Raw genomic sequence first — 12399 nt, forward strand, 5'->3', positions numbered from 1 at the left:
CCATAGCTAAAGCCTTTTGGAACCACCGGCACTGCCGGTGGTTTTCGTTTTACAACAAGAGGCCGCCTCAATACTCGATTGAGGTGGCCTCTTGGCTGTTTTTCTCCGTATCCGCATTTCTTCGTGAAAGTCTCTGCCTACAGTCCCCAGTTTTGGCTTTCGGTCTGCAGGCGGGCCATGCGTGCGAACGGGCCGCCGCGGCGCAGCAGCTCGCCGGGCGCACCCTGCTCGGCAACGGCGCCGCCGGAGAGCACGACGATCTTGTCGGCGCTGGCGACGGTGCGCAGGCGATGGGCGATGACGAGCACGGTCTTGTCGCGGATCAGGCGCGACAGGGCGGCCTGGATCTGCGATTCGTTCTCCACGTCCAACGCGGCGGTCGCCTCGTCGAGCAGGACGATCGGTGCGTCTTTGAGGATGGCGCGGGCGATGGAGATGCGCTGGCGCTCGCCGCCCGACAGCTCGCGCCCGTTTTCGCCGATCATGGTCCGCCAGCCCTCGGGCAGCTTGTCCACAAACTCATCGCAGTGAGCCAAACGAGCGGCGGCGATCACCTCTTCATCGCCGGCGCCGCGGCGGCCGATGCGGATGTTTTCCATGACGGTGTTGTTGAACAGCGTCACGTCCTGGAAGACGATCGAAAAGAGCGAAAGCAGCCTTTCCGGGGCGATCTCCGCCACGTTTTCGCCGCCCACGGTGATTCTCCCCGCCGTCGTGTCCCAGAAACGTGCGGCCAGGCGGGACGCCGTGGTCTTGCCGCCGCCCGATGGGCCGACGAGGGCCGTCACTTCGCCCTGGCGGGCCGTGAAGCTCACGTCTTTCAGCACGGACACGCCGCTTTCGTAGGCGAAGTCGACGTGCTCAAAGACGACGTCGTAGCCGCAGGGGTCCATTTCCTCGCGTCCGTTCTGTATGGGGCCGTCGAGGATCTCGTTCATGCGCTCGATGTTGGTGCGCGTGGCAATGGCCGCGACCAAGTTCTGCAGCGCGCCTTCGAGCGGCGCGTAGACCCTCGAGGCCGCCATGAGAAACATGAAAAACGTCATGGCGTCCAGCGCTTTCCGCTGCATCAGCAGCGCGCCGGTCAGCGCCGTAGAGGCGACGCCCAGCCGCAGCAGCAGCGTGGCCAGCGTCACGAAGCAGGCGCTCAGAGATTCGGAGACGACGGCGCGGTGCTCGACCGCCCTGATTTTTTCGTCGAGACCGTCGAGATAGGCGTCTTCGGCGTTGTTCGACTTGAGGTCGCGCAGGCATTCCAGACATTCCTGAATGCCGTCGGCGCAGGCCATTTTCGCCGCCATGGACTTGCGGTCGAGCGCCTGCTGAACCCGCGCGGAAAAGGCGACGACGGCGAAAGCCGGCGGCAGCACCCAGAGGACGGCCAGCGCCATGCGCCAGTCGAAGGCGCACAGCCCCGCCGAGACGACGGCGGCCGACAGCATCGCCCCGGCCAGCGCCGGCAGATAATGGGACTGGCTCTTTTCGAGCACGGCGCAGTCGTTCATGATCGAGCTGGAAAGATCGGCCAGATCCTTCCGTCCGAAGAAGGACAGGGGCAGGCGGCGCAGTTTTTCGGCCAGAGCGGTACGGCGCACGCCCGATTCCACATAGGTGGAGAGATAGGTGCCGTCGTACTGCAATCTCGTGGCGGCGGCGATGAAGAGCAGACAGCCCGCGCAGGCGAGCGCGTAGATCAGGCCCCGTTCCGCGGCGATCCCGGCGGAAAGGTCGCGCACGAAGGCAAAAAGCAACCCGGCGGGGGCCATGAAGGAGATGTTCTGAAGCGTCTGCGCCAGACAGGCTCCGACGAACGCGCGCGCCCCCTGTTCGGAAAGGGCGAAACGGCGCTGCAGTTTTTTCATCAGCACGAGGAGGCCTCCTTCGCCACTTTCCAGCTGGCGGCGCGCAGCGAGTCGCGCCACATGCGCGCGAACAGCCCGCCGCGTTCCGCGAGCTGGCCGAAAGCGCCCTGCTCGACAATCTTTCCGTTCTCGAGCACGCAGACGAGATCAGCGCGCTTCACGCTGCTCAGCCGGTGGGCGATCATGATCACGGTCTTGCCCTGCGACAGCCGCGACAGCGCCGCCTGGATGCGGGATTCGTTGTCGGGATCGGCAAAAGCCGTGGCCTCGTCGAGGATGAGGATGGGCGCGCTCTTAAGCATGGCCCGCGCGATGGCCAGTCGCTGCATCTCGCCGCCGGAAAGATAGACGCCCTTCGCGCCGATCTCGGTATCCGCGCCTCGCGGCAGCTTGGCGAGGATGTCGCCGCACTGTGCCGCCTCGAGCGCGGCGAACACTTCCTCGCGCGAGGCCGCGGGACGGCCGAGGCGCACGTTGTCGAAAATCGACGCCTTGATCAGCCGGCTGTCCTGAAACACGAACGAGACGAAGTCCGTCAGCTCCTTCTTGGCAATGTTACGGACGTCGACGCCGCCGATCAGCACGCGACCTTCCTGCGGGTCGAAGAAACGCGCGATCAACTGCGCCAGCGTGCTCTTGCCGCTGCCCGACGGTCCTACCAGCGCCGCCCGCATCCCCGCTTCGATGCGCAGCGACAGGCCGTCGACGGCCTTCTTGCCGGGAGCGTAGCTGAAGCTCACGTTTTCCAGCGTCACCGAGGCGTCGTGCGGATGCTCGCCGTGCTCCGGCTGAGACAGGGGTTTTAAGGCCAGCACGCCGTCCACGCGGCGCAGCGCGTCGGTCACGGTCATGCGGTTCTCGACCAGGTACATGATCTTTTGAAAATTGACGGCGACGGCCGGCGTGACGACGACGTAGAAGATCAGGTCGCTCAGCAGCCCCGGCGTGACGCCGCCGCGCGCCAGCCACAAGCCGCCGCCGATCAGGAACAGGAACGCCGACTGCACCAGCGCCGTGAAGAGGATCATATGGGGGCGCATGGCTTTGGTGTAGCCGATGACCCACTTTTCGTAGCGTTCGATGGCGCCGCGGAAGCGCTTGAAGGAGAACACGCTCTGCCCGAACGTCTTCACCACGGGGATGCCGCGGATGTACTCGACCGCCTCGTTTTCCATGTCCTTGAGGGCATTCTGATAATCGCCCATCTGCCGCTGCATGTCGGGCCCCACCATGGCGCGCATCGACAGCGCCGCGAGAAAGGCCGGCAGCAGGCTGAGCAGTCCCAGCCGCCAGTCGAAAAACAGGATCAGCGCCCCCAGCCCCGCCGTGGAAGCAAGCGTCGCGCTGGCGTCGGGCAGCTGGTGAGCCAGATAGTTCTCCGTCGCCGCCGAACAGTCGGTGACAATCGAGCGCAGCTTGCCGGTACCCAGGTTTTCGGCGCTGCCCAGCGGCAGCCCGGCGATGTGGCGCATGAGGCGGATACGCATGTTGACCGCCACGCGGAACGCCGCCAGATGCGAACACATCAGCCCGAGGACGAAGACGACCAGCGACAGCGCCGCCGCGGCCACGGCTTTCTAGCCCCAGGCGGCCATGTCCGCCGAGGCGCCGCCGCCCAGCGCCGCGGCGCAGATCTTCCAGATGAAGACGAACGGCGCCAGCCCCAGCAGGGCCGACAGCGCCGACAACACCCACGAAGCCCGCGTCAGGCGGCGGTAGCTTCCGGCATACTCCATCAGCCGAGGCAATATTCGCTCTCCTCTCACGATAAAACCTCCTTTTGCTTCTTCATTTAATTAGAAATAACTAACTCACACGGCGATAAAAAAAGGGCTGTTATAGCCCCATCAGCTTCGCCCAGCCGGCGCGGTGAAAATCGCAGAGTTGGTCGATGCATTTCAGCGCTTCTTCGGGCGGCACGTCGTGAACGACCAGCTCGGACAGCGCCGTGAAAAGCCCGCTGACGACGATGTGCTCGAAGAACGGACTGGGCGTTCTCACGGCGCGCCCGCGCGCCGCCATGACCGACATGAAGCCGTGCGTTTCGGCGATCTCGCGTTCCGTCAAGCGATGGACGAAGCCGCCGCATTTCGACGACTCCGGCGCCGCGAGGATCAGCCGGAAGGCGTCGCGGTGGGCGCGCGCGTATTCGTACATGGCCTTCATGCACCGGCGCCCCACTTCGCCCATGGCGTGGATCTGCTCTTCCGGCGCCATTCTTTTGAAATCCGCCGCGCCCGCTTCGTACAGTTCCATGAGACGCCGCGCGTGCGGCAAAACCAGCGCGTCGAACAATTCTTCCTTGCTCGCGTAGTAGCGGTAAAACGCGCCCGTCGTCACGCCCACGCTTTTGACGATCTGCCGCAGCGACGCGCCGCGAAACCCCTTTCGCAAAAACTCCGCCGTCGCCGCCGCGAGGATCTTCGCCTGCGTTTCCGACTCCCGTTCCATTCCCTTTCCCCCGTGGATAACAATGTTATATAACGATGTTATCTTAGAGCGGAACGAATTCCCTGTCAAGCCCCGTCCCCAAAATGGGGAAACGGCGCTGTTCCACGTGGAACAATTGAAGCGGGCGGAAGCCGATGATCCCGATGCCATCGGCTTCCGCCCGCTTTCCGTTTTTCGAGCACCGGCGAACGGATTCAGCGATATCGATCCAGGCAGTCCGGCCACAGCGAACCGCGCAGGACCGGATTGGCGCGGGCGTAATCGGCGGCGCGGCGGCCGGAGGCGTCTTTCGGCCGGAGATCGGCGCCCTTTTTCAGCAGCAGGTCAATTATTTCCGCCCGGCCGCTTTCGGCCGCGGCCATCAGCGCCGTGACGCCCGAGGCGCTGGCCCAGTTCAGCGTGTCGGGGGCGGCTTCGATCAGCGCGGCCAGCACGGCGGCGCTGGGATTGCCGCGCGCGGCGAGGATCAGCGCGGTGCTGCCGGTCATGTCGGTCAGGCGCGGATCGGCGCCGCATTTCAACAGCGCCCGCGCGATGCGGGCGCGTGGGTTGCGCAGGGCGGCCACCATCAGCGGCGTCAGTCCCTGAAAGTTGGCCTTGTTCACTTCGGCGCCCCTTCTCACCAGATATTCGATCACGCGCGGGTCGTCCTGCTCGCCGGCGGCGCAGATCAGCGGGCTCTGGCCGGTGGCTTCGAGGCGGTTCACGTCGGCGTTGCGGCGCACGCCCTTGCCGACCTGCGAGAGTTTGCCGCGGGCGCAGCAGGCGAGAAATTCGTCCTGCGGCATCACGCCGCGCGCCGCCGCCCCGGCGGCACAGGCCAACGTCAGTACGGCAGCCAGCGCAAAGATCAATTTTCTGCTCATGACAAACGCTCCCTTTGCCGGAAGATTTTTCGAATCCATTATCTCATTTTTCCGCGCCGGCGCATCGGTGATTTTGCCAACCGCACGGCCGGCGCTTGACGTGAAGGGAACTCGAGGCTGTAACATTTTATACGGACGGCCGGGCAGGGAGCGCAGGCCGCCAGGCACAACGCACGTGAATTCATGATGAAAGAAGTGATTCAGGATGAAGAAATTCATGCGTTTCGCACTGTTGGGTTTAGTGGTTCTGGTCTCGTTCGTCTCGTCCGTTTTCGCCGCGGCGCCCAAGGAGATCCCCGTCGTCTACATGACGAAGAGCATCACGCCGGAGGGAATGGTGCGGGCCTACCAAGCTCTGAACTGGAAGCCGTCGGGACGGGTCGCCGTCAAACTGAGCACCGGTGAGCCGCCGGCAAGCAACTATCTGCGTCCGCAGTTGATCGCCGACGTGGTCCGCCTCGCGGGCGGCACCATTGTGGAGTGCAACACGGCGTATGGAGGATCGCGCGCCGAGTCGGCCATGCACTATCAGGTCGCGAAAGATCACGGCTTCACGGCCATCGCCCCTTTCACGATCCTCGACGAAAAAGGCGACGCCTCTCTGCCCGCAGCGGGCGTCCATTTGAAAGAAAACCTTGTCGGCAAAGCTTTCGCCGATTTCGATTCCTATCTGGTGCTGACGCACTTCAAGGGTCACGCCATGGCCGGGTTCGGCGGCGCGATCAAGAACATTTCCATCGGCCTCGCCTCGCGCACCGGCAAGTGCCTGATCCACTCCGCGGGAAAGAGTCGCACCAATCCCTGGGGCGGCGTGCAGGATCATTTCCTCGAGTCCATGGACGAAGCCGGCAAATCCGTCTCCGACGCGCTCGGACAAGGAGCGCGCATCGCCTACGTCAACGTCATGAACCGCCTCTCGGTCGACTGCGACTGCGACGGCCATCCCGACGAACCCGACATGCACGACGTCGGCATCCTTTCCTCGAGCGACCCGGTGGCGCTCGACCAGGCCTGCGTCGACCTCGTTTACGCGCAAAAGGACGGCGAGGGCGCCTCGCTGGTAAACCGCATCGAGTCGCGCCACGGCCTCCACACGCTGGAAAACGCCGAGAAGATCGGCCTCGGCCGCCGCAAGTACAGGCTGGTCTCCCTTGATTGACGTCCTGCAGCGGGAGTTCGTCTACATCGGCTATTACTTCACCGTTCAGTTCCGGCAGATCTTCCGTTACTGGCTGCTGGGCATGCTGATCGGTTCGGCCGTGGCGGTCTTCGGCAAACAAAGGATCCACGGCGCTTTCAGCCGGCTGCAAGGGCGAAAACTCGGCCTGCTCGGCATCGTCCCCGCCTGCCTGCTGGGGATCGCTTCGCCGCTGTGCATGTACGGCACGATCCCCGTCGCCGCGTCGTTTTCCGCACAGGGCATGCGCGACGACTGGCTGGCCGCCTTCATGACGGCCTCGGTGCTGCTGAACCCGCAGCTGCTCGCGTACAGCGCCGCGCTGGGGACGACGATGCTGGCCGTGCGCGCGCTGTCGTGCTTTCTCTGCGGCGTCGCCGCGGGATTGCTGGTCCATTTTTTCTGCCGGAAGGGAGTCTTCAACTTCGCGGGCTTTTCCGCGCCGGAGAACCGCGACGCCGATCCCAACGTCCTGTTCCGCTTCGCCAAAAACTTCGGCCGCAACGTGCGCGTCACCGGCGGCTGGTTCCTAGCCGGCATTTTGCTGTCGGCGCTCTTTCAGCGCTACGTGCCGGCCGACGCTTTCGCCAAACTCTTCGGAAAACATGAAGGCTTCGGCGTGCTGATGGCTGCCACGGTCGGCGTACCGCTCTACGCCTGCGGAGGCGGCACCATCCCCCTGCTTCAGAGCTGGCTCGCCGACGGCATGAGCGCCGGCAGCGCCGCCGCTTTCATGATCACCGGTCCGGCGACGAAGATCACCAACCTCGGCGCGCTCAAGATCGTTTTGGGACCGCGCAGTTTTTCGCTCTACCTGGCCTTCGTGATGCTCTTCTCGCTGCTGACGGGGCTGCTGGTGAATCTGGCGGTTTAAAGCCTGGACGCAGTTAAAACACAACGAGCCGCCAACCTGTTTTACAGCAGGCTGGCGGCTCGTTGTGTCTTGTGTGGCGATCGTGATTTTCAATTCCGCAGCGTCGCTCTGAGGCGGTCGGGTTTGAGGAGCAGGTCGAGGGCGTCGGCGGCGGTTGCGGCGATCACGTCGGCGTGGGGCAGCAGGGCAGCGCAGAGACCTTCGCCTTCGAGCACGGCGACGGAGAGGGCGGCGAGGTCGAACATGGGAATATCGTTGAAGCCGTTGCCGAAGCAGGCGACGCCGCCGCGCAGCCCGGCGACGATCTCTTTCTTGCAGGCCCCCGCCCCCGCGCGCGGAAAGGCGTGCACCTCCACGCCCAGCGGTTCGCACTGAGCGCGCACGGTGCCGTAGGTATCGGCGGTGAGCACGTGGACGCCGACGAGTTCCAGCAGTTCGAGCAGGCGCGATCTGACGCTTTCAAGCACTCGTCCGTCGACGGCGACGGTGCCGTTGTAGTCGAGCGCGACGTGGGCGATTTCCAGCGGCTCGGCACGGCCGGGGATCTCGATGCGGATCACGGCGGCCTACCCGCGCGGCCTGTCTTTGTTCTTCGCGTAGAGCGCGCGCAGGCCGTCGAAGAGCAGATATTCGTCGAGGACGATGGGGCGGCGGCACAGCGGCGCCACTTTGGCGGCCAGCCCGCCGGTGATGACGGCGGTGCACTTTTGGCCGAGATGTTCTTCCATGCGGTCGATGAAGCCGTCGATCATGCCGGCGTGCCCGTACATGACGCCGGAGCGGATGCAGTTTTTCGTGTTGGTGCCGATGAGCTGATCGGGCGCGTCGAGGCTGACGTAGGGCAGCTGCGCCGTGCGCGAACCGAGCGCGTCCACGGAGATGCCGAGCCCCGGCGCGATCATGCCGCCGCGGTAGCGGCCGTCCTTGTCGATGACCGAGCAGGTGGTGGCGGTGCCGAGGTCGAAGACGAGGATCGGACAGGAATATTTGACTTTCGCGGCCACGGCGTCGACGATCAGATCCTTGCCGAGTAGTTCGGGCGCGTCGGTCATGATCGTCAGGCCGAGGTCGAGCGCCGTGGTCACGGCCATCATGCGCTTGTGCCAAAGCAGCTGAAAGGCGCGGTCCAGCGCCTGCGTGACGACGGGCACGACGGAGCTGATGACGCCGTCTTCCACGTCGCCGAGCGCATAACCGTGCATGCGCAGCACGCTCTCGACGATCATGGCGTACTCGTCTTCGGTCCTGTGCCGGTCGCTGGCCACGCGCCCCGTGAATAGGCGGCGGTCGCCGTCGTAGCCGCCGATGGTGACGTGGGTGTTGCCCACGTCGAACAGAAGAAGCATGTTTTTTCCTCCCGCAATATGTGTCGTGCCGCGAATTCCTCGCGGCGATCGTGCGCTTTCAGTATAACGGCCGAGCAATTTTTCGCAAGGGCGAGGGCGCGGATTTTTTTCGCGCGCCGTCCGCTTTTTGGTATACTTGGCGCGGGAACGGCAACTCATCTTCGCCTTGTGAAGGAGGCGCTTTTCATGCTCGAGGGGAAAAACATTCTGCTGGGAGTGAGCGGCGGCATCGCCGCCTATAAGATCGCGTCGCTGGCTTCGGCCTTGACGAAGCGCGGCTGCGCGGTGCAGGTGGTGATGACGAAGGCCGCGGAGCAGTTCGTCGCGCCCGTCACGTTCGAGGCCCTGACCCACCGCCGCGTCTTCGACGACGTGTTCGACCGCGCCGACCCGTCCGTCGTCCGCCACATCGCGCTGGCCGCCGGGGCCGACGCGCTCGTGATCGCGCCCGCCACCGCCGACGTGATCGCCAAAATCGCCCACGGCATCGCCGACGACATGCTCACCAGCACCGTGCTGCCGTTTACAGGCTGCCGCATCGTCGTGCCCGCCATGAACACCCACATGCTCGACAACGCCGCCACGCAGGAAAACCTGGCCACGCTGCGCCGCCGCGGCTGGCGCGTGATGGAGCCGGCCGAAGGGCGCCTGGCCTGCGGCGACACGGGGCGCGGCAAAATGCCCGAGCCGGAAGATATCCTCGAGTTCATCGAGCATTTCGCCGCCTGCGAAAAAGACCTGACCGGCGAGCGCGTGCTCGTCACCGCCGGCCCCACGCAAGAGGCGCTCGACCCCGTGCGCTTCCTCACCAACCACTCAACGGGCCGCATGGGCTACGCCGTCGCCCGCGCCGCCGCCATGCGTGGCGCGCAGGTGACGCTGGTGTCCGGCCCCGTCGGGCTGAAAAAACCGCTCTTCGTCGATCTGGTCAGCGTCGTCAGCGCGCAGGACATGTTCGACGCCGTCGTCTCGCGCTTCGACCGGAGCACCATCGTCGTCAAGGCCGCCGCCGTCGCCGACTACCGCCCCGCCGCGGCCTCCGAGAACAAGATCAAGAAACAGGACTCGGACATGAACCTGCCGCTGGAACGCACCGCCGACATCCTCAAATATCTGGGCGAGCACCGCGCCGATCAGTTCATCTGCGGCTTCTCCATGGAGACGGAGAACCTGCTCGAGAACTCGCGCGCCAAGCTCGACAAAAAACGCGTGCAGATGATCGCCGCCAACAGCCTCAAAGTCGCCGGCGCCGGCTTCGGCGCCGACACCAACGTCCTCACGCTGATCACCGCCGACGCCGAGACCGAACTGCCGCTGATGAGCAAGGACCAGGCCGCCCACCGCCTGCTCGACGAGATCCTGCGCCGGCGCGGGCGGTAAGGCACAAAACTTCCGCTTGTAAAGCGCGGGCGGCCGCATTATGATAGCGGCGGAGACATCGGCCGCCGGACATACGGCCGGCACATTCTGACGAAGGAGAGAGAATCATGTCATTTGAAGGGATTTCCGAACGGCAGCATGCCGAGTACCGGGCGCGTTACGAGAGCAGCGCGCTGTACCGGGCGGTGGGCAACGCGCTGTCGAAGCACGGCATCGGCGACGTCGCGTTCAGTTCCAAAGGGCGCAACGCCGCGCAGTTCCGCTTTTCGCACGTCGTGCCCACGCTGCCCGCCGCCAATCAGAAAAAGAGCGGCCGCTGCTGGATCTTCGCCGCGCTCAACGTGCTGCGCGAGCTCACCGCCAAGAAGCTGAACCTCGCCGAGCTGGAGTTTTCGCAGAACTACATGGCCTTCTGGGACAAGTTCGAAAAGGCCAACTACTTCCTCGAAAGCGTCATCGCCCTGGCCGGCAGGCCCGTCGACGACCGGCTGCTGAGCTATGTGCTCGACACCGCGGTGCAGGACGGCGGCCAGTGGGACATGTTCGTCAACCTGGTCGAGAAGTACGGCGTCGCCCCCAAGTCGGCCATGGAAGAGACGTTCCAGAGCAGCAACACCGCCGACATGAACAAACTGCTCAACGCCAAGCTGCGCCGCGGCGCCGCCCTGCTGCGCGCCGAGGTTGCCGCGGGCGGCGACCCGCGCGCCCTGAGGCTGCGGATCATGGACGAAGTGCACGCGCTGCTGTGCCTGTGCTTCGGCCAGCCGCCGCAGACATTCGACTTCGAGTACGTCGACAAGGACAAGAACTTCCACGCCGACCGCGACCTGACCCCGAAAAGCTTTTACGAAAAGTACGTCGGCCTCGACCTGAAAAACGATTACGTCAGCCTGATCAACTCTCCCACCGCCGACAAGCCGTTCTACCGCGCCGTCGCCATCGACTGGCTGGGCAACGTCGCCGAGGGGCGTCCCGTGCGCTATCTCAACCTGCCCATGGACGAGCTGAAAGACCTGATCGTGCGCCAGCTCAAAGACGGCGAGTGCGTCTGGTTCGGTTCCGACGTCGGCAAGAAAGGCGCGCGCGACATGGGCATCTGGAGCGACGCCTGCTTCGACTACGAAGGCACCTTCGCGATGGACTTCGCCATGACCAAGGGCGAGCGTCTCGACCTGCGCGACAGCGCCATGAACCACGCCATGGTCATCACCGGCGTCAACCTCGACGCCGCCGGGCAGCCCAACCGCTGGAAGATTGAAAACAGCTGGGGCGACGAGCACGGCGATAAAGGCTACTATCTGATGGACGGCGGCTGGTTCGACGAGTACGTCTACCAGGCCGTGATCAACAAAAAGCACCTCAGCGAGAAGCAGCTCGCCGCGCTGGAAACCGAGCCGCTGCACTTCTTCCCGTGGGACCCCATGGGCACGCTGGCCGAGTAAGTTTGGAAAAAACGAAAGTACCCGCAAAGACACGAAGAAAAACGTAAAAAATCGCACATGGCAGAGGGAATCCCCCAACGGCGTATGGCCGTCGGAGATTCCCTCTTGCTCATTCTCCGGCGCTTAGCGGCGGTTCATGTCCGGAGCTGGTCCCATGGAGGCCCTTGCTTCAATCCTTTGTTTTTTCTCTCCGCTTCTGCGCGACGGCTTCTGTTCAAAGCCTTACTGCGCTCGGACATTCATCGTCCAGCGGAGCATACGTTTCTTGATCTGCTCGAAAAACTGCATCACCACGACCAGCACCAGCACCATGAACAAAAATCCCGCCCAGGTGTAGTCGTAGAGACCGAACTCCGCGTACTTCTTCACGAAAAAGCCCATGCCGTACTGCGCGCCGTACATCTCCGAATAGACCAGCATCACGAACGTGCTGCGCAGTGAGTTGACGAATCCGGCAAGGATCGACGGGCTGGCCGCCGGCAGGATGACCTTGACGAGACGCTTGAAACCTTTCAGTTCCAGCGTCGCCGCCTTGTCGAGATAGCGCTTATCGATAGTCATGATGCCCGTGATGGCCGCGAACAGCGTCGACCAGACCGTGCCGTAAACGATCAGGAACACCGAGGCGCTCCAGAAATCCGGCGCCAGCAGCAGCGCGAACGGCGACAACAAAATCGACGGCACGACGCTGAACATGTAAATCACCGGATACAGCGCGTCGCGCAGCCGCTCATTCATGCCCAGAACCGTGCCGACGAACAGCGCCACGCCCAGGGAGACGGCGATCGACGGGATCATCAGCTTCATCGACGCCAGCAGGTTCACGAACATCGTGCGCCCTTCGCCGGCGAAGACTTTGCGGATGGCGTCGACGCGCGGAAACAGATAAGGATTGGCGCGCCCCGTCTCGGTCATGTAAACGTACAGCGCGATGAGCGAAGCGCAGATACAGAAAGTCAGCCAGTATTTGCCGAAAAAATATCTCAGCCTGCCCATCGCGA

At 64.0% G+C, this 12399-nt stretch carries 12 protein-coding genes; 4 read left to right on the forward strand and 8 right to left on the reverse strand.

All coding sequences use genetic code 11. The annotated features are described in order from the left end of the window. Positions 1–137: 137 nt before the first annotated feature. From B0D78_RS10025 to B0D78_RS10040, 5 genes are all read right to left on the reverse strand, one after another. On the reverse strand, positions 138–1862 hold the full coding sequence (locus B0D78_RS10025; RefSeq protein WP_240496161.1) for an ABC transporter ATP-binding protein: 1725 nt from the start codon (positions 1860–1862) through the stop codon (positions 138–140). Beyond that, entirely contained in the window at positions 1862–3433 is a 1572-nt protein-coding gene (locus B0D78_RS10030; RefSeq protein WP_205948302.1) for an ABC transporter ATP-binding protein, read from the reverse strand. The genes B0D78_RS10025 and B0D78_RS10030 overlap by 1 nt, the downstream gene beginning before the upstream one ends. A gap of 6 nt (positions 3434–3439) precedes the next feature. After that, on the reverse strand, positions 3440–3610 hold the full coding sequence (locus B0D78_RS13255; protein WP_205948303.1) for a hypothetical protein: 171 nt from the start codon (positions 3608–3610) through the stop codon (positions 3440–3442). Between the two features lie 88 nt (positions 3611–3698). Beyond that, the gene (locus B0D78_RS10035) at positions 3699–4313 is read right to left on the reverse strand and encodes a TetR/AcrR family transcriptional regulator (protein WP_168170095.1); all 615 of its coding nucleotides are present in this window, start codon (positions 4311–4313) and stop codon (positions 3699–3701) included. A gap of 194 nt (positions 4314–4507) precedes the next feature. Continuing rightward, a complete protein-coding gene (locus B0D78_RS10040) occupies positions 4508–5179 on the reverse strand; it encodes an ankyrin repeat domain-containing protein (protein WP_168170096.1) in 672 nt (223 codons plus the stop codon). A gap of 205 nt (positions 5180–5384) precedes the next feature. Between B0D78_RS10040 and B0D78_RS10045 the strand changes: the two genes are divergently transcribed. Both B0D78_RS10045 and B0D78_RS10050 read left to right on the forward strand, forming a co-directional pair. Next, a complete protein-coding gene (locus tag B0D78_RS10045) occupies positions 5385–6338 on the forward strand; it encodes a DUF362 domain-containing protein (RefSeq protein WP_240496160.1) in 954 nt (317 codons plus the stop codon). Beyond that, positions 6331–7230 carry a permease gene (locus B0D78_RS10050; RefSeq protein WP_078016835.1) on the forward strand — a complete coding sequence of 300 codons (900 nt, stop codon included), beginning with the start codon at positions 6331–6333 and terminating at the stop codon, positions 7228–7230. The genes B0D78_RS10045 and B0D78_RS10050 overlap by 8 nt, the downstream gene beginning before the upstream one ends. Before the next feature lie 89 nt (positions 7231–7319). On the opposite strand, the gene B0D78_RS10055 is transcribed toward B0D78_RS10050, so the two are convergent. Both B0D78_RS10055 and B0D78_RS10060 read right to left on the reverse strand, forming a co-directional pair. Continuing rightward, a complete protein-coding gene (locus B0D78_RS10055; protein ID WP_078016836.1) occupies positions 7320–7790 on the reverse strand; it encodes an HAD family hydrolase in 471 nt (156 codons plus the stop codon). 6 nt (positions 7791–7796) lie between these two features. Further along, positions 7797–8576 carry a type III pantothenate kinase gene (locus B0D78_RS10060; RefSeq protein ID WP_168170097.1) on the reverse strand — a complete coding sequence of 260 codons (780 nt, stop codon included), beginning with the start codon at positions 8574–8576 and terminating at the stop codon, positions 7797–7799. A gap of 186 nt (positions 8577–8762) precedes the next feature. On the opposite strand from B0D78_RS10060, the gene coaBC reads away from it, so the two are divergent. Both coaBC and B0D78_RS10070 read left to right on the forward strand, forming a co-directional pair. Beyond that, positions 8763–9956: a bifunctional phosphopantothenoylcysteine decarboxylase/phosphopantothenate--cysteine ligase CoaBC gene (coaBC, locus tag B0D78_RS10065; protein WP_078016838.1), complete on the forward strand. Its 1194-nt coding sequence runs from the start codon at positions 8763–8765 to the stop codon at positions 9954–9956. Positions 9957–10063: 107 nt separating this feature from the next. Then, positions 10064–11398: an aminopeptidase C gene (locus B0D78_RS10070; RefSeq protein WP_078016839.1), complete on the forward strand. Its 1335-nt coding sequence runs from the start codon at positions 10064–10066 to the stop codon at positions 11396–11398. 222 nt (positions 11399–11620) lie between these two features. Here the strand turns inward: B0D78_RS10070 and B0D78_RS10075 are convergent, their stop codons facing one another. After that, positions 11621–12394: an ABC transporter permease gene (locus tag B0D78_RS10075; RefSeq protein ID WP_078016840.1), complete on the reverse strand. Its 774-nt coding sequence runs from the start codon at positions 12392–12394 to the stop codon at positions 11621–11623. Between the last annotated feature and the right edge of the window lie 5 nt (positions 12395–12399).

The organism is Pyramidobacter sp. C12-8, assembly GCF_002007215.1.
GTDB lineage: Bacteria > Synergistota > Synergistia > Synergistales > Dethiosulfovibrionaceae > Pyramidobacter.